The 26,368-nt window shown below is 42.1% G+C and carries 19 protein-coding genes; 2 read left to right on the top strand and 17 right to left on the bottom strand.

The window, feature by feature from the left end; genetic code table 11:
• Window positions 1-7: 7 nt before the first annotated feature.
• The 3 genes from K6V26_RS22980 to tyrS form a co-directional block, all read right to left on the bottom strand.
• On the bottom strand, window positions 8-1,522 hold the full coding sequence (locus K6V26_RS22980; RefSeq protein WP_224263982.1) for a Gfo/Idh/MocA family protein: 1,515 nt from the start codon (window positions 1,520-1,522) through the stop codon (window positions 8-10).
• Window positions 1,523-1,693: 171 nt separating this feature from the next.
• A complete protein-coding gene (locus K6V26_RS22975) occupies window positions 1,694-2,263 on the bottom strand; it encodes an ORF6N domain-containing protein (protein ID WP_010801126.1) in 570 nt (189 codons plus the stop codon).
• A 231-nt stretch (window positions 2,264-2,494) separates the two neighbouring features.
• Entirely contained in the window at window positions 2,495-3,787 is a 1,293-nt protein-coding gene (gene tyrS, locus K6V26_RS22970; protein ID WP_224263981.1) for a tyrosine--tRNA ligase, read from the bottom strand.
• A gap of 511 nt (window positions 3,788-4,298) precedes the next feature.
• On the opposite strand from tyrS, the gene K6V26_RS22965 reads away from it, so the two are divergent.
• Window positions 4,299-4,625 (top strand): hypothetical protein, encoded by a 327-nt coding sequence (locus tag K6V26_RS22965; protein ID WP_224263980.1) that lies wholly within the window; start codon window positions 4,299-4,301, stop codon window positions 4,623-4,625.
• A 221-nt stretch (window positions 4,626-4,846) separates the two neighbouring features.
• On the opposite strand, the gene K6V26_RS22960 is transcribed toward K6V26_RS22965, so the two are convergent.
• From K6V26_RS22960 to K6V26_RS22895, 14 genes are all read right to left on the bottom strand, one after another.
• Complete coding sequence (locus K6V26_RS22960) at window positions 4,847-5,536, bottom strand: TatD family hydrolase (RefSeq protein ID WP_224263979.1); 690 nt, start codon at window positions 5,534-5,536, stop codon at window positions 4,847-4,849.
• An 84-nt stretch (window positions 5,537-5,620) separates the two neighbouring features.
• Window positions 5,621-5,842: a membrane protein insertion efficiency factor YidD gene (gene yidD / locus K6V26_RS22955; protein ID WP_009860402.1), complete on the bottom strand. Its 222-nt coding sequence runs from the start codon at window positions 5,840-5,842 to the stop codon at window positions 5,621-5,623.
• Window positions 5,842-6,228 carry a ribonuclease P protein component gene (rnpA, locus tag K6V26_RS22950; protein WP_224263978.1) on the bottom strand — a complete coding sequence of 129 codons (387 nt, stop codon included), beginning with the start codon at window positions 6,226-6,228 and terminating at the stop codon, window positions 5,842-5,844. The genes yidD and rnpA overlap by 1 nt, the downstream gene beginning before the upstream one ends.
• On the bottom strand, window positions 6,218-6,985 hold the full coding sequence (locus K6V26_RS22945; protein ID WP_044215119.1) for a uroporphyrinogen-III synthase: 768 nt from the start codon (window positions 6,983-6,985) through the stop codon (window positions 6,218-6,220). Before K6V26_RS22945 ends, rnpA begins: the two co-directional genes overlap by 11 nt.
• Entirely contained in the window at window positions 6,982-7,710 is a 729-nt protein-coding gene (locus K6V26_RS22940) for a DUF4271 domain-containing protein (RefSeq protein ID WP_044215052.1), read from the bottom strand. Before K6V26_RS22940 ends, K6V26_RS22945 begins: the two co-directional genes overlap by 4 nt.
• A 37-nt stretch (window positions 7,711-7,747) precedes the next feature.
• Window positions 7,748-9,097 (bottom strand): dihydrolipoyl dehydrogenase, encoded by a 1,350-nt coding sequence (lpdA, locus tag K6V26_RS22935; protein ID WP_224263977.1) that lies wholly within the window; start codon window positions 9,095-9,097, stop codon window positions 7,748-7,750.
• A gap of 10 nt (window positions 9,098-9,107) precedes the next feature.
• Window positions 9,108-9,494, bottom strand: coding sequence for a hypothetical protein (locus K6V26_RS22930; protein WP_010801131.1), 387 nt, complete (start codon window positions 9,492-9,494; stop codon window positions 9,108-9,110).
• Window positions 9,491-9,913 carry a PH domain-containing protein gene (locus tag K6V26_RS22925; protein ID WP_010801132.1) on the bottom strand — a complete coding sequence of 141 codons (423 nt, stop codon included), beginning with the start codon at window positions 9,911-9,913 and terminating at the stop codon, window positions 9,491-9,493. Before K6V26_RS22925 ends, K6V26_RS22930 begins: the two co-directional genes overlap by 4 nt.
• Before the next feature lies 1 nt (window position 9,914).
• On the bottom strand, window positions 9,915-10,298 hold the full coding sequence (locus tag K6V26_RS22920) for a hypothetical protein (protein WP_224263976.1): 384 nt from the start codon (window positions 10,296-10,298) through the stop codon (window positions 9,915-9,917).
• Window positions 10,299-11,105: 807 nt separating this feature from the next.
• Window positions 11,106-12,563, bottom strand: a complete 1,458-nt coding sequence (locus K6V26_RS22915; RefSeq protein ID WP_224263975.1) for a right-handed parallel beta-helix repeat-containing protein — start codon at window positions 12,561-12,563, stop codon at window positions 11,106-11,108.
• 90 nt (window positions 12,564-12,653) lie between these two features.
• A complete protein-coding gene (locus K6V26_RS22910) occupies window positions 12,654-14,294 on the bottom strand; it encodes a RagB/SusD family nutrient uptake outer membrane protein (protein WP_046145886.1) in 1,641 nt (546 codons plus the stop codon).
• A gap of 11 nt (window positions 14,295-14,305) precedes the next feature.
• Complete coding sequence (locus tag K6V26_RS22905) at window positions 14,306-17,068, bottom strand: SusC/RagA family TonB-linked outer membrane protein (RefSeq protein WP_009860412.1); 2,763 nt, start codon at window positions 17,066-17,068, stop codon at window positions 14,306-14,308.
• Between the two features lie 28 nt (window positions 17,069-17,096).
• Entirely contained in the window at window positions 17,097-18,857 is a 1,761-nt protein-coding gene (locus K6V26_RS22900; protein ID WP_010801137.1) for a RagB/SusD family nutrient uptake outer membrane protein, read from the bottom strand.
• Between the two features lie 13 nt (window positions 18,858-18,870).
• Complete coding sequence (locus tag K6V26_RS22895; protein ID WP_224263974.1) at window positions 18,871-22,080, bottom strand: SusC/RagA family TonB-linked outer membrane protein; 3,210 nt, start codon at window positions 22,078-22,080, stop codon at window positions 18,871-18,873.
• 324 nt (window positions 22,081-22,404) lie between these two features.
• Here K6V26_RS22895 and K6V26_RS22890 point away from each other — a divergent pair, with 324 nt between their 5' ends.
• The gene (locus tag K6V26_RS22890) at window positions 22,405-26,349 is read left to right on the top strand and encodes a two-component regulator propeller domain-containing protein (RefSeq protein ID WP_224263973.1); all 3,945 of its coding nucleotides are present in this window, start codon (window positions 22,405-22,407) and stop codon (window positions 26,347-26,349) included.
• The last annotated feature ends 19 nt before the right edge of the window (window positions 26,350-26,368 follow it).

The following is a 26,368-nucleotide window of genomic DNA, read 5'->3' as shown; positions in this document are numbered from 1 at the left end:
CTATTAACTATTCAGGCATATCGGGTAACGAGAAGCCATTTTCGTAGGTATGCCTGATCCATTCGGATGCCATATCTGCCGCACTGAAGTCGGCATAACGTCGGTCGAAACGGGGATCTCCGTCAATTACCTTGAAATCGTCTACCGTTACAATCTTTATCTTATCATTGGGGGAAATATTCGTAAAACGCATATTTTCGCCATCCCATTGGAGTTCACGATGGAGACCGTATAAACCGGAGAGACGGACAGCCAGAACGCCCATCACAACCATCTCATTGAAAGGTCCGGAGAACTGGAAGTTGGACGATGCCTCCGTTCTACTACCCGCCGGTTCCTTACACGCACGAATCCAGTCCTGTTCATGTGCATTCGTATTCCAGATATCGCCGTTACCTCCTTTGACACGAGATATAGTCGGTTTAGGCTGGTTGAAATTCTCCATGGCAGAGAACGGCAACAAAGTAGGATTCATACCATAACAACCGGTCATGATCTTCCCTTTCGTTCCGACGAAGATAATGCCTCCGTTCTCATCTCCCATCATCTCCCCGTCTTTCAACTCTTCCGGCCGAGGCGGCATCAGGCCACCGTCATACCAATATACTTTCACCTCCGGCATCTTCACGTTGCCTTTTGACGGACGTGCCGGGAAGGTATAAGTCACCACCTGGGCATGAGGAGGAGAATACAGGTTACTAAGGGTAGAGCTGCCGATCACACTTGTCGGATACTTCAGGTCGAGCGCCCAATAAAGCGGGTCCATGATATGACAGGCCATATCGCCCAGTGCACCGGTACCGAAATCCCACCAACCACGCCAGTTCCAGGGAGTATAAACGGGATTGTACGGACGTTTCCGGGCAGGGCCGATAAACAGGTCCCAATCCAGCGTCTTCGGACATTTCACGACCGTTTTCGGTTCCTGCAAACCCTGCGGCCAGATAGGACGATCGGTCCAGCAATGTACCTCATACACATCTCCTATTATACCGGATTGTATCCATTCCGCCACCTGGCGGCACCAGTCGAAAGAGTTGCCCTGGTTACCCATTTGTGTCGCCACCTTATATTTTTTAGCCAGACGGGTAAGCAGACGGGATTCGTAAACAGAATGTGTAAGCGGTTTCTGGGTATAACAATGCTTGCCCAGCGTAATTGCATGGGCGGTCACACCGGCATGGGTATGGTCCGGGGTAGCCACCATTACAGCATCGATTGAACTGCCGATCTCATCAAACATCACTCTCCAGTCTTTGAACCTGCGGGCATTAGGATAATCCTTAAAGGTCTTATCCGCATAGTGCCAGTCCACATCACATAGGGCAACGATATTCTCCGTGCTCATGTTCGCCAGGTTACGGCGTCCCATTCCACCGACTCCGATCCCGGCAATATTCAGTTTATCACTCGGTGCTGTAAACCCGAAAGAACGCCCCAGTACATGTCCGGGAACGATGGTAAGACCGGCGGCGGCAAAGGCCCCGGTCTTGATAAATGTTCTTCTTGAAATGTTCGTCATGGTATTCTGATATTTATATTAAGAACACCCATTACAAGAAATATTACTCATCTTTATGAAGAAAAAAAAGTATCGAAAAGAACTTTAACACTTTGTACCTATCCTTCCTACTAAAAGAGAGACCTTGGTCAAAATGCACGCAGTGAATACATTGAGAAAAATACCGTATTTTCATTTCACAAAGCCGATCTTTGGCCGTGACTTGTTTAGTGCCTTATTCTTGCTCTGTAGCTCTGCTAACGTTTCGTTGATAAGCTCTAACTGCATACGGGTATCATCGTTGATATCGTTGTAGTCGGCGAATACATCCTCTATGTACTCTTTCAATTCCCTTACCTGATTCTCCAACTGTCCTACTCTGTCAACCGGAGGATTTAATACCAGGTGACGGACCGCAACAAAAGCTCTCATAATGGATATATTTATTTCAATAGCCGTATCAGAGTTGAGAACACTACTCAACATTGAAACCCCTAACTCACTGAAAGCGTACGGCATGTATTTAGGATGCTGCCCTCTACCTTTGTTTAAGGTGCTAAAATTGCACCTTAAAGACTCCCACTCATCCTTTGTTAACTCAAACATGAAATCCGGTGCCGGGAAACGCCTAATATTATTCTTTACAGATCGTTTCAGGTATTTTGTTTCAGTACCGTACATCTCAGCTAAATCAAAGTCCAGCATAACCTTTTGCCCTCGTATCTCATATATCTTACTTTGTATCAATTGCAGCTGTTCCATATCATTCTACTTTGATGTTGATATTCTTACCATAAACAAAAAACCGTTTACTATCATATTGATAATAAACGGTCTATTTAGATTGTGTTGTCTCACGAGGATTCGAACCTCGACAGACAGAACCAAAAACTGTAGTGCTACCATTACACCATGAGACAATCCGGCGCTTTATCTAAAGCGATGCAAAGGTAAGAATAAAATCTTACCTTGCAAGCGTTTTCAGCATTTTTCTTATTTTGCAATCAGCAGATAATAGTTCTTTTTACCTCTCTGAACCAGCAGGTATTTTTCATTCAACAGAGAAGAACAGTCGATAACAGCATCTGCATCAGCCAGTTTTTCTTTGTTTACACTGATACCGCCACTCTGCACCAGTTTACGCATCTCACCTTTTGAAGCGAAAACGGCAGCTTTCTCTGTGAGCAGGTCGATAGCCTTCACGCCGGCACTCAGTTCGTCACGGCTGATCTCAAACTGCGGAACACCTTCAAATACGGCCAACAGCGTGTCTTCGTCGAGCTTCATCAAAGATTCGTGGGTAGAGTTACCGAACAGGATATTGGATGCTTCAACAGCAGCTTCATAATCTTCCAGGGAATGAACCATTACAGTGATTTCCTTTGCCAGGCGTTTCTGCAACGGACGAAGGTGGGCAGCTGCGGCCTGTTCCTCTTCCAATGCGGCTATTTCTTCTTTGCTCAGGTCTGTGAAGATCTTGATATATCTGGCGGCATCGGCATCGCTTACGTTCAACCAGAACTGGTAGAATTTGTAAGGAGAAGTATAACGACGGTCCAACCATACGTTACCCGATTCCGTCTTACCGAACTTGCCACCGTCGGCCTTTGTGATCAGCGGACAGGTCAAGGCAAATGCCTCACCACCTGTTTTACGACGGATCAGTTCAGTTCCGGTCGTGATGTTACCCCATTGGTCGGAACCACCCATCTGCAAGCGGCAACCTTCGTTCTGATACAAGAACAGGAAATCGTATCCCTGCAACAACTGGTAAGAAAATTCAGTGAAGGACATACCTACACTCGATTCGGAGCTAAGACGTTTCTTAACAGAATCCTTAGCCATCATATAATTAACTGTCAGGTGTTTACCGATATCACGGATAAAGTTCAGGAAGGTATACTCTTTCATCCAGTCGTAGTTATTCACCAACTTGGCTGCGTTAGGAGCATCTGAATCGAAATCCAGGAACTTTGACAACTGTTTTTTGATGCTTTCCTGATTGTGGCGAAGCGTTGCTTCATCCAGCAGATTACGTTCTGCCGACTTCATTGAAGGGTCTCCGATCATACCGGTGGCACCACCGACCAGAGCGATAGGACGGTGTCCGGCACGCTGCAAATGCTTCAGCATCATTACACTAACAAGGTGTCCGATATGTAATGAATCGGCCGTCGGGTCAATGCCTACGTACGCAGAAGTCATTTCTTTCTGTAACTGCTCTTCTGTTCCGGGCATCATATCATGAATCATGCCCCTCCATCTTAATTCTTCAACAAAATTCATCGTTTTAATTATTCATTATTATATAGTTAATGTGGGCAAAGATACGACTTTATGTGGATACGCAATTCATAAAGTAAACATAAACAAGACAACCGCATCAAAATAAAGATTCACTTTGTTGACAGATTATATATATTATAACCCAAATTGCAGATTACCATCCACTAAAAGTTATTCTCTTCTACATACTAATTATTCATAAATCCGCCAGCCATAATTTTTGCTATCTAAAACCAATATTCTATCTTTGCTGTCATTACCGGGGAGAAATCCGGTAATTTGTTATAGAACATTTAATTATCTAGCTGTAAAACTGGAAATTTAACAAAATCGATAATTGGATGTTCGTGCCACGCTTATGTAATTTTTGTTACGATAAGTGGGGGTACGGGCATGCTACGTATTCTCGATTTTGGGGTATTCCAGTACCTACAGCTAGGGTTTATGTATATGTTACGTGCCCCTTTTTTGTGTGGTTGCGAAACATATCTGACTTAAAATCCAGTAGGATATGAAAAAGAAAACACTAGTACAACTTCGCCACATCGCCGACCGCATCCCGCAACAATGCCCCTGTGAGATTGCCGCCTTTCTTTACTCCATCTGTGAGGAGTGGGAATTTGCTTTTTTGAACGGTTGCCTGGTATTTATAGCAGATGGAAACCCTGTCCTCGTCATGCCGCTAACCACTATTTATGGGACATTAAGAACAGGCAATACACTCTATATCCTTTGTAATAACGGAGCACTGCATTATTTCGACCGAAAAACACACCAGCATTGGGTTTCTTTCCTCGACAATACGGACGAAGACCTCTTTAACAGTATGTTCAACTGACGCGGATCAAACGAACTTATTATCAGATGTGAAAATGATCTCTCATCCTATTGATCCGATCATTTTATTGCAATGACTGGGAGAAGAGTTCTCAATGTCTTTTTACTTAGAGGTAGATGTAAACAGATTTAGAGGTAGGTATAAATTGATTTACACCTACCTCTAAATGAAAAGTCATTGGATACATGTCGGAATAACTATTAGACGATACGGACAAAAGATTATGATGCGGTTGCCCCGGAACATAAACGATGTACTGTTAGTTCAACCTGGTTACCCAACTCATCAACAGATATTTGAAGGGCAGCAGCGATATGCTGATAGATTTCCTGTATAGGACAGGAGGATTCGTCTGTTTCAATCAACAAACGTTCCGGCCAGGCTTTGCGCAAAGCCGATTCCTGGAAGTGCTCCCCAAAAGAGAGGTAAAAGCCTTGTTTCAATAATTGCTCAGCCTGCTCTCCTTTCTTACGGAAGCCGTGAATGATCCAGGGCATAGACGGAGCGTATTTCTTACGGATGGCTATCAACTCTTCCCACGCCCTGACGCAATGAATGATCAAGGGTTTCTTCAACTCTTCAGAAACACGAATCTGTTCTTCAAATACCTTGACCTGCAAATCAAGCGGTATGGATATTTGCTTATCCAGCCCGGCTTCTCCTATCATTATCACTTGCTCATTCAGGGCCAATTCCCGGAACCGCGCCAGTTGCTCTACCACCGCCTCCTCCCGGATATACCACGGATGGATTCCGCAGGATACAGGTTGCCCGGAAGATACATCTGAAAGAGTGCCTTTTCCTACAATTACATTGTAACAGGCCACTACATCCTCCGCCACAGAAGTCTGTGCCGAGTGAGCATGTATATCATAATATACAGTATTTATCTGCCTTTTCAATTCATTCATAATGAACGACAAATATAACAAATAGACGGAAGAATATCTCTTTCAAAGGGAGTTTGAAGTAAAATAAGAAACTGGGAAACGATTTTACGGCACCGGATCATATCCGCTTCCGCCCCAGGGATGGCATCGGAGCAGCCGTTTGACAGCCAGATAAAGACCTTTTATGGGACCGTGTTTTTTCAGTGCCTGCACAGCATATTCGGAACAAGTAGGTGTGTACCTGCACGAAGCCGGTGTCATGGGTGAGATACAATATTTATAGAAATAAACCGGCAACAGAAGAAGTGTTGTAAAGAATTTCTTCATTATTCCTTGTCGCGCAATATCCTGATTGCTTTTGTGATCGCTTTCTCCATATCGGTAAAAGGATGAATTTCCTTATCCAGATAGAGGAAAGCAATAAGCATGCGCTTGTTTTTTTCTGTCAACGGATCGATCAGATCGTATTTACGCACCCGGTAGGCTTCACGCACCTGACGCTTGATCAGGTTCCGTTTTACGGCACGTTTGAATTTCTTCTTGGGAACGCTGATCAGGATAGAGACAGGAGCAGACATCTCTTCCTCCAGCGGTAAATAAACAACCCGCAGTGGAAACGCCACAAACGATTGTCCTTTTTCAAATAACAGGTCAATGTAACGTTTCCACGACAGGCGCTCTTCTTTAGAAAGGGTATACCTTTTATTTTCCATTCTTTTTGTTTCCACCCAACTCTTTCTTCAGATACAAATCCAGGGCAGCCGTCATCGACGGAGCCTCGGGAGTAGGTGCTTCCACATCCAACCGGAGTCCGGCGTCCTTCACAGCCTTCGCTGTCGTAGGACCAAAGCAGCCGATCTTTATATCTTCCTGTTTAAAGTTCGGGAAGTTCTTCAGTAATGAAGAGATTCCTGAAGGACTGAAGAATACCAACATATCGTAATCGAATTTCTCGTCTTTCGCAAATTCGTTACTAACCGTTCTATACATTACAGCTTTTGTGTAGTTGATTTTCTTAGCTTCCAACATAGCCAACAGATCATCTTTGTGCACATCGGATACAGGCACCAGATATTTTTCTTTCGCATGCTTTCCGATAACAGTCACCAGATCTTCAGGCTTTCCGGTCTGGCTAAAAAAGATTTTACGTTTTCTGTACACGATATACTTCTGAAGATAAACTGCAACAGCTTCTGTCATACAGAAATATTTCATTGTTTCCGGAATGGCTACACGTAGTTCTTCACATAAATGAAAAAAGTGGTCAATAGCTGTACGGGCGGTAAAAATTACTGCCGTATAGTCCAGAATAGAAATTCTCTGCTGTCTAAACTCTTTGGAAGAAAGAGCTTCTACTTTGATAAAAGGACGGAAGTCGATCTCGACCCCATATTTCTCTGCAATGTCGAAATACGGTGACTTCTCGGATGCAGGCTTCGGTTGTGATACCAGCAACTTTTTGATGTTCAATGCCATAGAGTACTCGTCTCAATAAAGTTATACAAAAAAATCATACCTTCATACAAAAATATGAGGGGTAGGATTTCTTGGGTGCAAAGGTACAAACTAATATATAAAAAACCGACATTATTCTTGTGAAATATCCGTATTGTCTTATAAATTATTACAAAACGACACAAAAAATAGAAAATACAAAACAATATTACGGGAGCTAATGTTTTACTTCCTACGAACATTAACCAGACGACCGGAATATATAATAACATCCCCCAGGACCCCATAATTGCATTATAATTCTTCTTCCAGAATTTATATTTATCGGGGGGAGAAAAGACAAAGCCTAACAAATAATAACTCAACTGTTTGAACTGGTAAAACAGAAATAATACTGAAAAAATAATCAGAATGGCAAAGAGTACATCCTTTTCTCCCAAATGATTGACCATCCCCCTTGCCCGGGCAATTGCAAACAAGGCAATACTGCAAAGAAACAAAGCCTGGAAAGTCATAAAATTACGGAAGAAAGAGCCACTTTTACCGATGGTTTCGTCAAACAGGTTTTGCCGCTCCTTCAGATACACAACATCTTTCAGCATCTTTACAAAATGCTGAAAATTAGAGCGAAATATAATAGCAAAGGCAATCAGCAGGGACAAGAGCAGCGAGAAGATCACATCATCCACCAGCTGCCCGTCCCATAAACGAATGCCTACATACCCTTCAAACATATCCATGCGCTGCGATTTAGCTTTGCAAAGATAGAGATTTAAATCAATAAAGTGCTTCTTTGATTATCTCTCCGACAGTAGGATGCGGGAATACGATTGATTTAAGTTCTTCGGCTTTCATACCTTTCTCGATGGCAAGACCAGCTATCACGATCAGTTCAGAAGCTGGATTTCCCAACAAATGAGCGCCAATCACCGTTTCATCTTCGGCCAGGATCAGCTTGCAGACACCGTTTCCTTGTTCGTTTTCTGCCACGAAACGACCAGAAAAAGCCATCGGTAACTTCTTTACCGTATAAGGGATTCCTTCCGCCTGCAATTCTTCTTCAGTTTTACCTACACCGGCAATCTCCGGATTTGTATAGACAACACCCGGTATTGCTTTATAGCTCATTCCGCCACCGGCTTTTCCCTGAATATGTTTCACAGCGACTTCCGCCTCGCTTGCAGCGGTATGGGCAAGCAAAGAGAAAGCAGTGATATCACCGCAAGCATATACGTTCGGCAAAGAGGTTTGCATGTATTGATTCACTTTTATACCGTTCCGGAAAGGCTCGACACCCAACGTTTCCAGTCCGAAACCTTTGGTTACCGGGCGGCGGCCAACGCTTAACAATACTTTTTCTCCATTGATGACAAAGCTCTCCCCGTCTTTCTCGACGGTGACTTCGCCATCATGAACGGCTGTCACTTTATGGCTCAGATAGAATTTGATGCCTCTTTTTGCATATTCAGCCTGAAGCATATCGGACAATTCCTTATCCATCGGACCTAATATTTTGTCCAGCATTTCTACCACATGTACCTCCGTTCCCATGCTATTGAAGAAAGAGGCAAACTCCATACCAATCACGCCGCCACCGATAATAACGAGGGATGCGGGAAGCTCTTTTGTCTGCAATGCTTCACGGCTCGTCCAGTACTCAGTTTCTGCCAAGCCGGGAATCGGTGGGATCACCGTTTCAGAGCCGGTACACAGTAACAGGTTGGATGCCTCATAAGTTTCTTCACCACAGGCGACAGTGATAGTTCCGTCGGCGGCACGCCCTTTAATTTCAGCCTCTCCACTAACGACAACAACCCCATGTTCCGTCATTTTCATCCGGATACCGGCAGTCAGTTTTTTCACCACCTTATTTTTACGGGCAATAATTTTAGGAAAATCAAATGCAGGATTCTCCGCTTTAACAGCATATTTCTGTGCATGTTTAATAGTATCATACACTTTAGCCGAATAAAGCAATGTTTTTGTGGGAACACAGCCTTCATTGAGGCAGACACCTCCCAAGGCTTTTTTTTCAAACAACACAGTGGATAGTCCACTGGCAGCCGCTCTCTCAGCAGCCGTATAACCGGCAGGTCCTCCCCCGATTATAGCAACGTCGTATTTCATGTTTTCAGATTTAATTAAGTTTTATATTTGGATTTATTTCTAATAAAGTTGATATAAAAGTATCGATATCTTTCACAGCAAAGAAACGTTTCCGTTCAGCCTTACCTCCTGGCCAAGTATAGAATACCCTAATCCCTTTATCGATTTCTTGAATACGGTGAATCTGATCTACCTGAATCGTTCCGTTTCCTTGAAGTACATTTATATCGGTCAGCTCATAAGGTTTCAAATAGGCCACTATCATAAAAGGCAAACAACCTAGTAATCCTCCACAGTATGCAAATCTGAGTGAAGTCAACGCCACACAAAGTAAGACTAACAATAAAAAAACAGAAAATAAGACAATAGGAAACCATATCGCCTTGTGACTGAAATCTTTTTTAAATTTCGCTTTCATAATATCCCGGCATTACTCTTAATCTCGATATCCGGATTAATTTTCTTCAACAGCTTTACAAACTCTTTCTCGTTTTGCGGAGATATCAACATCCACATTTTTCCTTCTTTCCAGATAACGATTCTGTCCAACGATAAGGAATAACTAAATACAGGCAGAATGGAAGGTTGTAACGCCTCTATATCAGCGATGGCAATCTCTTTTTTAGGAAAGAAGCCGCAACGGAGCAGCAACATTCCGTCTGCCGTAATCACATAATAGGTATTAAAAAATACATGCAACGTCAATGCGCTGGCAACCAACGATGTAACAATAGCCGCTACATTCTGATGTAAGACAGATATTACACACAATACTGCCAGCACAATAATCAATAAATGATACCACCAGCCGATCTTAGATTTAAAGACTCTATCCATTTTACGAATTTTCGCGCAAGATAGTCATTTCTTCATTTACTTGTTGTAAAGCAACCACAAATCCTTCGGTATCGACCGGATAGACCGTGTTGGTGTATTCCTTGTCTTTATAAGGTTTAGTGTAATAAATCACGACACTACCAGACTCTTTTACAAATAACTTCTCTATATCCTTGATAAGGATCGCCACAAAATTACCTTGCGTCAGATAACCTTTATCGATCTTATAAGGATAAAATACCGGTATAATGAAAATCAGGATCAAAATATAAGCAATCAACTGTATCTGGTTCAAATAAAACAATCCAAACAGGATTACTATGCTGACCGCTATCGCAACATGCTTCGGGGTCACTATTCTCTTTCCAAACGTCTTCTTTTCCATAACCTTATGTATTAAAGTTAGTAATAAGCAATATTACGAATTTTTGCTCACATTAAAAATGTTTACCGGACTAAAATATTATCATGCAGAAAAACAAATAATACAAAATAACATCAAACAATACGATATTCTAACAAAAATAGAAAATAAGCACTATTTCAGTAACTTCAATTAATAAAAAAAGAGTCGTTCCAGCATTCAAAAATAAACATATATTAACACCAAATCCTGCTTTTTCTCTTTTTTCCTACTCCCAAACAAACTCCAAAATTCGTCTAAAGCAAAATATAAATCCATTTAAAACGAAATAATATTCATTTTAAACGAGATATTATTTCGTTTAAAGGGGAAAAAACGTTCATTTAGAGTAGAAAAAAACTGCTATATAGCAGTTTTTACACTCTACAACAACATTACATCCTGTTAAACTCCAACTAACAATATGTCTACAAAAATATTATTAAGACAAAATAGCAATACAATCAGCAACAAAACAGCAACATAAAGCAACCATTACGTCAAATATGCATCTTTACGATATTTCCTATCTCTCCGAGAAACGCATTAAAATCAAACGTTCAGACTCCGCACTTAAATATACGAACCACAGCCAGGGTAAAATAACATTTTGATAAAATCTCATTAAGAATAAAACAGACAAACTTCGGTGTGATCCTGATCACGACAAAAGGCGAATATCTCGGGAAACAAGAAGACAGATATTGGAAACGTTGTCAGAATAGAATAAAAAAAGAGAGTGAATTCTAATATCCTTCAAGGAATTCACTCTCTTTTAAACAACACTCCCTATTGTTGTTTTAGCCTTTTAATCACTTTCTCCCTCAGGTAGTCGGGGAAATTCTCGTGAAAAGGAAATCCGGAAGTAAAATCCGGTTCTTTTTCGATAGCATTCCGATCATCCGGTTTATTTATAAAATTGCCGTAAAAGACATTTCCATCAAACTGAGTAGATTTACTGCTACCTGTTATGAACTTATATTGCAGATCATCGTTTATTACATAAAAAATATTTTTATTGAACACCGTATTTTCCGGCCAGGGTCCTCCCCAGTTATCCATGATAAGTACCGAACGGTCTATCTCCGGTGAAGGCTTTTTCATAATAACAATCACATTCTCTTCAATAGCGGTCTGTTTTGCCGGTCCGGAAATATGTATGACAGGAGAGAACCAGCCGGGACGTGTCGGATAAGCACGCAAACCGTCGTTGATACTTACATTATGACGGATTATCGTATTTTCCGTTCCTATATTATAAGGTTCACCCAAAGTATTGCCTTCGTTACACACCATCACAAAACCTCCGGCATTATCATGGCTGAAATTGTATTGGATAACGGTATTACGACAATTGTAATCCGAATCGAAAGCCTGCCCGTCCCATTTGGCATTCTGTCCGCTTACCTCATTAAACTGGATAATCGTGTTATCACAACTCCAGGGCCAGATACCGGCAGCGGCATCTTCTATCCGCAGAAGATCAGGACTATCCCTCACTATATTATGTTCTACCAATGCACCGTCGCAGGCAATAGGAACAATCCCGTCTCCCGGAACCTGCTCGATCAGGTTCCCCCTGATAACGACATTCAAACTGGGAAACCATTTGTCACGCCCACTATTACCATTACCGGTTATTCCATTCCGCTGGCAACGGTAAATATGGCAATTCTCTATCAGCAAATCAACAAAACGGGTCGGCACTTCATCTCCCCCGTTATGCCAGTAAATTCCGTTTCCGGCTCCTTCATTCTTTATACAACTTCCGTTCACATCCCTGACAGTCAGGTTTTTCAAATGGATATGATGTACGTCACCTTTATCCCAGGCATAAATAATAATACCATTTCTACCGGGATCCGGTTTTTCCCCTTTATTGGTAACTTCCAGATTATTCAACTCCCAATACTCAAGTCCTTCCAGTAGTATCGTATGTTGTTTCTGACCGTCTCCATGCAGGATAGGTTTCCCTCCGTCTCCGTATTTATCGACCATCACCGGTTTTCCTTCGCTCCCGCTACCTTTCGGTTCAAACTGCCCGACATATTCAGTCCCCGATTTAAATAAAATCCTATCACCCGGTTCAAAGACTTGCTGGTTCAGTTTATCGAGACTTTTCCAGGCTTCTGTCGGTGAAGACCCTTTATTCGCGTCATCTCCGGTTATGCTATCCACATAAAAGGTTCGCTGTGTTGAGGTACAGGCACATAATAACAATGCCAGTACGAAAGTGTACATTTTCATTTTCTAAAGTTCTATTGTTTCTAAATCGAGGTATTATAAAGAGAAGCCACCGTAAACAGGTTTAGAGTGGCTTCTCTGCTCATTCTATTCTTACCAATCAGGATTTTGTTTCAAAAGTGGATTTTTAAACAATTCTTCATTGGATACAGGATACAGATACATCTTGTCACTCCATGTACGCTTGTCAACAAGCTGACGGGTATAGATCAATCCGTCCCCCTGTTTCTCAATCTTCACCCCATAAATATCCATTGTCTGAGGAGCGATTTTCCATCTTCTGACATCCCAGAACCGATGATCTTCAAAAGCGAGTTCCACCCGGCGTTCATTCCTGATCCGTTCAAGAAAATCATCCGAAGCAACTCCCGGCATTCCGGCACGTGCCCTGACTTTGTCGATGGCTGCCCTTGGAGATAACGTAAACGTATTATCCGTATAGTCCGGATTGCCGTAGGCCTCATAAAGAGCTTCCGCATAGTTCAACAATACCTCTGCGTACCTGAAAAGTATCCAGACATGACGATCGGTAGTCGTATTGTTCGGATTCAGACTGATTGTTTCGACAACATATTTCTTCAAATAATAGCCTGTCGGTGTCGCACCATCCAGAGGCGCTCCGTTTTTACCGCCTACAAAAGTCTCAACAGCCGCATTCTTGAAAGTAGAGCCATTCGTCAGAACAGTCTTAAACAAGCGGGGATCCCTCTTTTCCGGATTGTACATATTATCGATATGTTCCTGGTTTCCCCAGTCGAACCGGCTTCCATCCTTCATTTCAAAAGCATCCACGAGATTTTGTGTAGGACAGGTTCCGGAGTTTCCTCCCTCATAACCGATAGGGAAATTCAGTTTTTCAAAATCATTTGAATTACCTCTGCGCGTTTCCAGAATCAGTTCTTTGGAAGCCAGATTATTCCATATCTGTTCATCTACCAGTTGATACCGCCCGTCCGATTCAACCTTATCGATCAGTTGTTTGGCCGCTTTAGCCGCTGCAATCCATTTTTCCTGACCAGCCGTCCCGGCATATAAAGGGCTGGCTGCATACAGTAACGTTCTTGATTTCAAGGCCATCACGGCTCCCTGGGTGATACGGCCCGTTTCATATCCCGGCACATCTTTATAGGATACAGGCAGCTTATCCATGATCTCATCGCATTCACTGACAATAAAATCAATCACTTTATCAAAATCAGAAGGAGTCACGCTATTCGCCTCATCGAGTTCCAGACATTCCGTAATCAGCGGGACGTTCTTATACCGTTTGGCCAACTCGAAATAGTAGAAGGCACGTAAAAAACGAGCTTCATACGGATAGTACTGATATTGCTGCATCAAAGTCTCATAATTATCATTCCATTCAATATTGGTGAAGTCTTCCTGATAATTATTCAGAAACATATTAGCAGAGCGGATTGCGGTATAGTAAGTGCCCCACACATTATCGATTGTCAGGATCGGACTCCACGAACCGTTATTATACCGGATGATGCCCGATGTATTCCAGGCATATTCCGCTTCATCGGTCGCCGCTGCACGGGTCGCTCCGTCAAAATTACCGAAATCGGCGGGTAGATATGAATATACAGTGGTAAGCATACCTTTTGCTCTTTCAAAATAGGTGAACATATCTTCTTTGTCAAATCCGGACGATTCATTATAATCCAGATAATTGCAGGAAGACATACACACTGCAAAAGCAAATATGGCAGATAATATTTTCTTATTCATAATGTCTATTTTTAAAAATCAAGAGTTAATCCAATGTTATATGATCTGAAAGATGGATAAGTAGCATACATTTGTTCCGGGTCCATATCTTTCACATGGTCAAATGAAAACAGATTCATACCTCTGGCAAACAGGTTGATATTGCTGAGTCTGATCTTGTTTACCCATGATTTAGGTAAAGTATAGGCCAACTCCACATTTCTCAGTTTCAGGAAATTGCCGTTTTCAGCCCAGATAGAACTTTCCCTGAAATTATTATCATTCTGTTTAGTTGTCAGACGCGGATACCGGGCATTGGTATTCTCCGGTGTCCAGCGATTTTCCAGATAATGTTGAGAGACGTTCTTATTACCGACCAAAGGACGGTACATACTTGACATATTTCTAACTAACGTATAGTTGGCTACTCCCTGGAAATCAGCTTTCAGACTTACATTCTTATATCCCAATCCAATAGAAAACCCGTACATAATTTCCGGCAAAACAGTACTGTAACCGATAGCCACCTTATCATAATCATCGATCACCTTATCACCATTCTGGTCTTTATATTTTACATCGCCCGGAACCACATTGGAGAAAGACTGTGCAGGACTGCCCGCTATATCTGCCTCATCCTGAAAGAAACCGATAGCCTCCAAACCATAATACTGCCCGATCCGGTTTCCTGTATTTTTCAGGTAATCATACGGTTTATATCCTTCGTCCATATTTACAATCTCATTACGGGCAAAAGTGAAATTACCAGCCAGCATATAGGTGAAATCTCCGATACGGTCACGCCAGGAAAGACCGGCTTCAAATCCATAGTTCTTAACTTCGCCATCATTCAAAATCGGTGTGCTGACTCCCAACACGGAAGAGTAAATAGCAGAGGAGTTCACCAGAATATTCGTCCGCTTTTCATAAAAGGCATCCGCTGATAAAGACAACCGTTTGAATACTTCCATATCGATACCGAAGTTAAACTTATAGGCTGTTTCCGGCTTCAACTTCAAATTAGGTAAACGGAACTCGCCATTACCGGATACAGAGTTATTATTATCTCCGAAAAAATAGGAGCTGATGCCCGTTTTGAAATAATATTTATCATAATCATAAGCAAACCGGTCACTTCCGGTAATACCCCATGAAGCCCTCGCTTTCAGATAATCTATCGCTGTAACTTCTTTCATAAAGTCTTCGGAAGAAATGACCCAACCGGCAGAAACGGCAGGAAAAAATGCATACTTATCAGAACTTCCCAACACACTCGACCCGGAATAAGTCAACACCAAATCAGCCAGATACTTGCTTTTATAAGCATAGCTTGCATTTCCTATATAACTCTGCCGTCTATACGTATTATTAATTCCTTTCAGGGAATTTTCTTCCTGATGATAAATGACCGCAGCATTCAGTTGATGCATATCCTGCCAGTTTTTTTCGTAATTGACTTTTGCCTCAAACGTTGTTACACGGTTCTGATATCCGAGGCTGGAACTGAAAGACAAATCCGTTTCCTGTCCGTAACGTGTACGGGTTATGTCGGTAATAGTACCTCCGTTATCCCTGACCGGCTGCAAACTTTCATACAGATAATTCTTTGTTTTATTATCCCAATAGCTGGCCCGGTTATCATAAGCAATAGCAAGCTCTGCACTCAAACCGGAAGTAAGAACCGACAGGTCCTGGATAATCCGTAAGTCGGCATATAAAGCCCGGTCATTTCCAACGGAAAAACCTTTAGCCACCGATTCTGCAACAGGATTTTTGCGTACATTATCACCGCCCCATACACCAGTACTCGTCTTTACCGGGAAAGCCGCTGCCGGAACATCATAGATCATCGGGAACAAAGTCGAATACTCCGTTGCCGGACGATTATGTTGCGACAATTCACCCAACAAATTCAATTTTACCAGCGTGAGTTTTGTCGCATTAATATCGAGGTTCGCCCTGGCACTCAGTTTATCCCACGACATCTGACTGGAATAATCCGGGCTGAAATAGTTCTCATTCATAAAACCGTTATCGCCGATGTAATTGATTGCAGCAAAATAACTCACATTCTTTCCCCCTCCGGTAAAAGAAGCATTAAACTGATGAGTCGTTCCTTTATTTTTCAATACTTCATCCTTCCAGTTCACATTCGGGAAAAGCTCCGGGTTAGAACCCGTACGAAAAGCTTCCAGATCAGAATTGCTATACAAAGCAGACAGTCCGTCCATCCGTAAAGCTTCGTTCATTGCCAATGCATACGTATATCCGTCCGCCATATCGGGGAGACGAAATGGAGTATTTATCCCGAACTGATAGCTTGCATGCACTTTCATTCCTTCCAAAATACCGCGTTTGGTAGTCACCAGAATGACACCGTTTGCACCCCGTACACCATACAAGGCCTGCGATGCAGCATCTTTCAGAACCGTAACACTCTCTATCTCATCCTGTGACAAGGAACTGAGGGGACGTTCAAAACCGTCGATTAGAACCAAAGGAGTTCCTGCCCCCATCGTGGCAAGACCTCTCACATACATTGTCGGATCATTATCCCATGCTACAGTCGAGCCTTGCAGACTGAACAATCCGGGAAGTTTTCCATACAGGGAATTAGCCGGATTAATATCAGACGTTTTAGAATCATCCATATATATCGTGGAAACTGCCGCCGTACTTTCTTCGCTACGCCCGGATAAATTGAATCCACGGTTTATCATTTTTGTATCCTGTGCATAGGAGAAAACAGACACAGACAAAAATGCAGCTACATATATTTCTTTTATTATTTTCATAACCTGCTTTTATGATTTATCAAATGAATTACCATCCCGGATTCTGGACCAATCCATAACCTTTATTAATCTCTTCAGGCGGGAATGCACACAAATACCATTTGGGCGACCAGTTCTTCTTCCAGTAACGTTCGGCCAACTGCCATTTTTCATATTTATAAGAACCGTCTGCCTGACGCCAGATTTTTACACCGTACAGAGGTTTGGTAAAATCTTCCGCACGTTTCCAGCGAACCAGGTCAAACCATCTGATCTCTTCAAAACCAAATTCCACGGCACGTTCATTCAGTACCATTTCACGGAATTGCTCCTGTGACAGATTACGCTGCAACTTCGGTAAACCGACCCGTCCACGGACTTTGTCAACCCACTCATAAGCTTCGCCCGTACGTCCGAGTTCATTCAAAGCCTCCGCATAACTCAGGTAAATCTCAGCCAGACGCAAGTAAGGCCAGTGAATAACCGAACCGGTCAGAGTGGCATAATCATGTTCACGAAGGAATTTACGCATAACGGAACCGGTACGGCAACGCGTCGAATTTTCAGTATTCTGTTCTTGTCCGCCGATATAGGTTTCAGCCGTACGTCCCTGCCATTTGTCGCCATTAATAACAAGAGTTTCATACAACCGGGGATCTCTGCCATCGAACGGATTGACGCCCTGCGGTATATTATCCCAGTCTATATTAAAAGACGTTCCGTCGGCATTACCGAACATATCCATATAATTCAATGTCGGACAGCTACAACCATACCAGCCGGCCGACTGCATAAAATAAAAATTTCCATCCCAAATATCCGGGCAAGTATAAGCTACACGCGTAGATATCAGCACTTCACCGTTTCTTCTTTTATACCATGCATCCTGAAAATCCTGCCGGTAATCCCCTGTCTCAACCAACTGGTAGTTATAAGAACCCGAGTTGTTCGCCTGTTCGAATTCTTTACAGGCATCCACAACATCCTGCCAGCGTTGATCGGATTTATTTCCATACCAAACCATCAGGTTCGTACTGGCTTCGCCATCCAGATAAGGCTGGTTGTCATTAAACAAAGGACTAGCCGCAAATAATAGCACACGCACCTTCAATCCGAGTGCAGCAGCCTTGGTGAAGCGCCCGTCTTCTTCCACCGATACCTGCCAGGGAAGTACGGATGCGGCTTCATTACACAAATTGACGATAAAATTGACCGTCTTTTCAATGGTTTCACGCGGATAATTATAGTCATCGCCCGGATAAATCGCTTTATCAATCAAAGGCAAGCCGCCGAAATGACGCATCATTTGAGTGTACTGTACTGCTATCACCATCTTGGCTTCACCCTTACGGATAGCCTTTTCTTCTGCTGTCATATCCGGTACCCGGTCTACGTTTTCCAGGAAAATATACGCTTTACGGATGGCTTCCCAACTGCGTTCTTTTGTGTAAGCATACATTACATCATAGGTGTCGGCAACCGAAGCATTATATTGTCCGTTATAATAATGGCGTTCCGCACCACATCCCCATCCCAGGTAAGACTGGCAAAGGTCGGTTGTCGATTCAAGCAGATCCACTCCCAGTTTGTCTTCGGCAGGGTCCCAACTGTACATAACCCCATAAGGTAAATGTCTGTAAGCCGCAGCCAGCGCACGTTCGGCATACTGCTTGGAGGCAAAAATCGTATCCAGGGTAACATCAGCTCCCGGAGCCTTTTCCAGAAAATCATCGCCTATTTTCAGGTCGTTACAAGAACCGAAATAGAAAGAGGCGGCTATTATAGATATTGGTATTAATAATCTTTTCATACTATTTGTATCATTAGAAATTTACATTCACTCCAAAATTGTAAATACGCGTATTGGGATACTTGTTCTTATTACTGATTTTTGATTCCGGGTCGATAAATCCCAGATGGTCAAATGTCAGCAGGTTATATCCGTTGGCAAACACCCTGAGTTTCTGGATACCGACTTTCTTCAACACATCCGTATTCAGCGTATATCCTATCTCCAGGTTCTTCAGACGCAGATAAGAGGCATCTCTCACCCAGAAATCCGACATTTGCGAATTATGCATTCTGTTGGTTTGGGTAAAACGCGGGAATTGGGCCGATTGTCCTTTCTCTTCTGTCCAACGTTCCTCGACCATCCATTTCATCAGGGGAGCGTCACCGGTATTGAACGGACGGGTAAAGTCTTCTTCCAAACGTCTGGAAACGTTAGTTGCTCCTGTCCAATTCATCGAGAAGTCAAAACCTTTATATTCAAATCCGGCATTCAGACCGAAAATATACTCGGGATTTTCTCCATAACCGAAATAAGTTTTATCATCTCCATCGATTACTCCGTCATTATTCAGGTCTTTGAACAGAATATCACCCGGCTTGAATGTTCCCGACTGCGTAGGGATTCCCGTGATTGTCGAACCATCCTCATTAAAGTCTTTTGCCTCGAAGAAACGGTCGAAAACATATCCGTAATTCAAACCGATAGAACGTCCTGTTTCATACATATAAGGTTCATTCTGTGGAATTTCATCTTTATAAACAATCTCATTTCTGGAAAAAGAGACATTTCCTTTCAGCCAGTAGCGGAACTTGCTGCCAATTTTATCGTTCCATCCCAAAGAGATTTCATATCCTTTATTGTTCACTTTACCCAAATTGACAGCAGGCAGGTCGGCTGCAACGAATCCCGGAACTGTATTTTGCTGAATAAGAATATCCTTACGTTTCTCAAAAAATACATCCAGAGAGAAATTCAAACGCTGATCCAGCAGATTCATATCCAAACCGTAGTTTTGTTTGGCAGCCTTCTCCCAGGTAACATCCGGATTTCCCAAAATCAGTTCCGATGCGCCCGGATAAGCCTGCGGAGTATTCACTCCCCAATAATATCCGCCCGAACTGGCTGAATATGAGTCCGGCAAATACAAGAAACGTTTATATTCATTCAATATGTCGTTACCTACCAGACCGTAAGAAGCTCTTAATTTAAGGAAGCTGATAAAATCTACCTGCTTCATAAACTTCTCTTCCGATATCACCCAACCGAGTGAGGCTGCCGGGAAAAATCCGTACCGTTTACCCGGTGCAAAGTTTTCCGAACCGTTATAACCGGCATTGAAATCGACCAGATAGCGGTCTTTATAAGCATAGGTGACACGCCCAACCAATCCCAAATATCCTTTCGGGATATCCGTATTAGCCTTGGGATAATACTGTTTGGTCATATTATACAAAAGCAAGCCGCCGACTTTATGATCCCCGAAAGTACGGTCGTAACGTAAGCTGGCCTCTACATACCAGTCACGCGTCTTGGTACTCCAATCCTCCGACGCAGACAAAGCACTCGCTGTACCTTCAAGCTGATACACAATCGTATGATCAAAATTAGGATCATCGATAGCCAATCCCGGATCGGTCAGACTGGATTTATAGACCGGAGTATACGATTCCATCGAGCCGTTCCATGATTTACTTCCCGTATAAGAGGTATTGTAAGCTCCTTTAATATTAAAAGAAAGACCTTTGGTGATAAAATCCAGTTTCTGTGTTAAATCCATATCCAGATTCATCGTATTTTGCGAAGCCTCTGTATATCCTTTTCCATAATACATGGAAAACAGGTTACGCATTGTCATCGGGATATAACGGTTTTTAATCTGAACCAGATTTCCATCTACAAAGCCCGGACTGGAGAATGGCTGCACACGGAGAATCTCCATCCATAAATTGTTTTGTTCGCCGAACTTAGGATCTTTCTTTGTTTCCAGACGTCCACCCAACCCCAATTTCAAAGTAGTGCTCTTAGTTACGTTAATGTCGAGATTCGCCCGATAGTTATAACGGTTATTTTTATAGTTCGGATTATAACTTTCATAAAATCTCTTCAGCAAACCATCCTGATACAGATAACCCAGGGAAATAAAAAACTTCACATCCTTCGTTCCTCCCGAGATATTCAGGTTATGCTGGGTTTGCAAAGATGCTTTCTTAAACATCAAATCTTCCCAGTTCGTATTCGGGAACATGATCGGATCGGCATTCGTCCGGAACATTTCCAATACATAAGGCGAGAATCTTAAATCATTGGGACCTAAATTTGGATTGTCGCTCAATTGCATCTCATTGAAATATTTGGCATGGTCATAACTCCCCATCATTTCCGGAACACGCATCGCTTCACTGATACCGACAGAAGAAGACAGCGATATTTCCGTACGTCCTTCTTTTCCTCTGCGTGTCGTTACCAGGATAACTCCATTCGCACCCCGTACGCCGAATACGGCCGTTGCCGAAGCATCCTTCAAAACAGTAATATTCTCTATTTCATTAGGGTCCATGCGAAAGAAAGAACGTTCCACCCCATCCACCAGAATCAATGGTTGTGAGCGAGCGCCATCCAAAGAAGCAATACCTCTGACAAATATTTCCGGGTCTTCAGCTCCAGGCTGTCCGCTATACTGAACGGTTGAAATACCCGAAACAGAGCCGGCCAGCATATTACCGATACTAGACGTGGGCGATTTCAACAAATCTTTTGTGTCTATCGAAGAAACAGAGCCGGTCACAGTCAGTTTCTTCTGGGTTCCATAAGCGATAATCTGCACCTCTTCCAGCTGAACATTGTCGGAAGCCAAAACAACATTGATGACTTTCCGGTTACCGACTTTTATATCCTGAGGCGTATAGCCCAGATAAGATACCAGAAGAATATCATTATCCGTACATTCAATTTCATAATTTCCATTTATATCAGAAAGAACGCCCTGGGTCGTTCCTTTGATAGAAATCGTGGCTCCTATCATTAATTCGCCAGCATCGTCGCTGACCGTTCCCTTCACCAGCTTCTTCTGTTCTCTTTGCTGGGTGATAGACGGGACATTACTATCCGGACCGGAAGCAAGAGCTGGACTGTTAGCCTCAGCCTGTACATCTGGTCGTATAAACAAAATAAGCAGCAACAGTACGCCGACCTTTTGAAGGGGACTACCTACCAGCTTATACTTAGCCTGTACTTGATTCATAAGTTTAATCGTATTTTTAGTTTAAAGTCAAAATAACCAATCATTTTTCTAAGAGTCCGTTCATTATCCGGAGGTGGTCCTTTCTGCATAATAATTACATTTTTTTTCATCTGATTTTAAATTTAAGATACGCTGACAAATGTATAGTCTGCATTCAAGAAGGGCGTCAAATCCTGTCTAAAAGTATTCCTCTATCGTACAATCATCTGGTTATCAACAAATAACAATCAAGCCTTTTGAATATGATTTTAGAATCTATACTATTTTACCTGTTGGGAAATTCATTGTTTAGCTGTATATTTGTAAAAAAAGTAAAATTAGATTATGAAGTTTTTCCCACATATTGTATACATTATTTTACTCTGTCTTTTACCCGGTACCGGACGGAGCAACAACGCCAGCTATTACTTCAAACAAATAGCAATCGAGCAGGGATTATCACAATCGAGCATCAACTCTATTCTATGTGACCATAAAGGAATATTATGGATAGGAACAAAATCCGGATTAAACTGCTACGACCAACATGAGCTAAAAAGCTTCTTCAACGAAAAAGACAATAAATATTCGCTTCCCGGTAACCACATACAATTTGTTGCGGAAGATTCACTCAATAATCTTTGGGTTTCTACTAACAAGGGATTGGTTAAATATAATCCGGACTATAACCACTTCGACCCGATCATAAAAGAAAAGATATTTTCTTATCTCTGTATACCCGGAGGAATTCTTTTCGGAGGAGAAAAAACACTCTACCGGTTCGACTACCAAAACAAAAATACCGAACGTATCCTTCTCCATACGGAAAATCACCTACAGGAAACCGGAGAATACTCCATTCTCAACATATTAAAGATAGAAGAAAATAAAGTATTACTAAATACAAAAAAACATGGACTGCTCACCTATAATTATACGACAAACGAAATTTATAAAGATAACTCGTTGCCGTTTACCAATACCGTATCTGCCATTTTTATCAATGAAAAAGGATATATTTACCTGTCACCATACAGACAGGGACTTTTCTGCTACGATCCGAAAGGGAAATTGATCGCCCACTATAAAAGTGAAAACTCTAAACTCAGTAACAATATCATTCTCAGTATTCTGGAAAAAGACGGAAACATATGGATAGGGACAGACGGAGGAGGAATCAATATTTATCACCCCGACACAAAAGATTTTACCGTCTTACAACACATTCCGGGAGATGTAAATTCACTTCCCGTCAATTCCATCACTGTTCTCTATATGGATAATGAAAATAACCTCTGGGCAGGGAGCGTGAGAGGCGGTATATTCGGAATTAAAGAAACTTATATCAAGACATTCAAAGACGTAGCCTTAAACAACACCAACGGATTAAGCGAAAAAGCCATTACCAGCCTGTACGAAGACAATGACAGTCTTTTATGGATCGGAACAGACGGCGGAGGGATCAATGTATACAATCCATTTACCGATACATTCAAACAATTCACCTCCACCTACGGCGATAAGGTGACTTCCATCACCGGTTTATCCGACACGGAGCTGCTGGTCTCGTTATTCAATCAGGGAATAGTTGTTTTCAATAAGAAAACGGGAAGATACACCCCATTTATTATTGTCAACAACCAGATCAACATAGAAGAATGTTATTACGGCTTTATGCCCCTGGCGCATAAAGTCAGCGATGACAAAATATATATTCTGTCGCTCAGTGCACGTATCTACTATCCTGAAACAAAGACCTTCTCTACCCTAAAAACAAAAGAAACCGATTTCTCCCTGGAAGCGTTGAATCTGACCTATGCGGACGATTCGCTTATTTTTATGATAAAAGAGAATTATGTCTTACAGACATTACAGAAGAACGACAGCCTGTCCCTTCTATTCACCACTGAACCAAGCGAAACGATCCATACCCTGTGTTATGACAAAAAAGGGACCGTCTGGATAGGAAGCGACCAGGGACTCAGTTATTACAATCTGAATGAGAAAGTATTGCACCGAATCAATACCCGGCTTTTCAATAACGTGTCTTATCTTTTCCTCGACGATAAAGGGCGTCTCTGGATAGGTGCACAGAATATGCTCTTTTCGTATGTTATCGATGAAGGGAGATTTATTATCTGGAGCGAATCCGATGGGTTTTCGCCGAATGAAATCCTGTTTATGTATCAGGAACAATCCAAGACAAACAATATTTATCTGGCAGGAACCGACGGACTGGTAAAAATAGATAAGAATATCTCCTATAATGACGATCTTCAACCGGAAATTAATTTATCCGATATTCTATTCAACGGAAGTACTTATCTGAAACAATTCAATACGGCTCACCAGTCAGTTGCAATTCCCTGGAATTATACATCTCTATCGGTCGTATTCAATATAAATCAGAATGATATATTCAGAAAAACAATGTTCCGCTACAAAATAGAAGGGGCAAACGAGCAATACATCGAATCTTATAATAACAAACTAAACCTACCGGTATTACTCCCGGGAAGTTATTCGATTATTGCATCCTACAATACGAAAAGCGGGATATGGAGCCAACCCAAAAAGATACTCACACTCCATATCACTCCCCCTTGGTATAAAAGTAACCTTTTTATTTTCAGCATAATTCTGTTAATCTTAGGAGTCATTACCGCCACGGTATATATTATCCTGAAGAAAAAAGAAAACCGGCTGAAATGGGAAATGAAAGAACATGAACAGGCCATGAACGAAGAAAAGATACAGTTCCTGGTCAATATAAGCCATGAACTCAGGACTCCCCTTACACTCATTTACGCTCCGTTGAAAAGACTTATCGACACCAGCAATGAAAAACTGACTCCCGAAATTATTCACGGGCAGTTAAATGCCATTTACAAACAGTCGAGAAAAATGAAAAACCTGATTAACATGGTTCTCGACCTTAACCGCATCAAAACGGAGCAGAAGTCTTTACAAAAACAACCTCATCCGTTAAATAAATGGATAGTCTCCATCTCCGAAGATTTCAAAACTGAATTAGAGGAAAAGAGTATCCAGCTGATATATCAGCTGGATACTCAGATTGAATCAATCTGGTTCGACGAATGGAAATGCCAGACTATTTTTTCCAATATTCTGATGAATGCCCTCAAGTTCAGCGAACCGAAAACACAAATAACAGTATCGACCCAACTGATGGGTAACTATGTCAGAGTCGCCGTCGCAGACCAAGGTATCGGCTTACAGAATGTCGACCCCCGGAAGCTCTTCAACCGCTTTTATCAGGGCGAACACAATAAAAGCGGTAGCGGAATCGGTCTGTCTTATGCCAAAGTATTGATTGAAATGCACGGAGGACACATAGGTGCATATAATAATCCGGATAAAGGCGCAACCTTCTATTATGAGTTACCCATATCGCCCGAAAGTGCAACGTCCGGACAACAGGAAGCACAGGAAACAGAGAACAAAGAGAATTTATCTATACCATTAGACTTGTCCGCGACCGGAATTTCCTGTGCGGGATATTCTTTACTCATCGTAGAAGATAAAGATGAACTCCGGCTTTTCCTGAAAGATTCGTTCAAAGATATATTCAAGCAGGTTTATACCGCAGAAAATGGTCTTGCCGCCCTGGAAATAACGAAAGCCAAACAACCGGATATCATCGTCAGCGACGTCATGATGCCCCGGATGGACGGCTATGAACTTTGTAAGAATATAAAGAATGATATTGAAATCAGCCATATTCCCATCATCCTGCTGACAGCCAAATGCGACCAGGAAAGTACTGAACAAGGATATAAGCTCGGTGCGGATTTTTACATCCCGAAACCGTTTGAGTTAGACTTCCTGCTGACTATCATTCTTAATTTGCTGAAAAGCCGGGAAGCCATCAAACAAAAATATAAGGAATCTTCTATCCTGCTCCTGCCACAAGAAGCCACAATCAGCAATGCAGACGAACATTTCATGTCGAAGATGAATGAACTGATAGATAATAATCTGGCCAACCCGGACCTCGATGTAAGCTATCTGATGAAAAAGATGACCATGAGCCGTGCTTCCTTATATAATAAGGTAAAGGTTCTTACCGGTATGGGCGTTAACGATTACATCAATAAAATCCGGATAGAGAAAGCCTCTTTGATGCTTATACAAACGGATTTGACCATATCGGAAATATCTTATGAAGTAGGTTTCACTTATCAACGGTATTTCAGTACCATATTTAAACAAGTCAAAGGAATGACTCCAACCCAATTTAAAGAAGAAAACAGAAGGAAGGAGAACTGACAGGGGAAAAGAAAATACG

This window comes from Parabacteroides goldsteinii (genome assembly GCF_020091425.1).
GTDB lineage: Bacteria > Bacteroidota > Bacteroidia > Bacteroidales > Tannerellaceae > Parabacteroides > Parabacteroides goldsteinii.
Note: the sequence above shows the minus strand (reverse complement) of the source record. Positions and strands in the feature narration are given on the sequence as shown.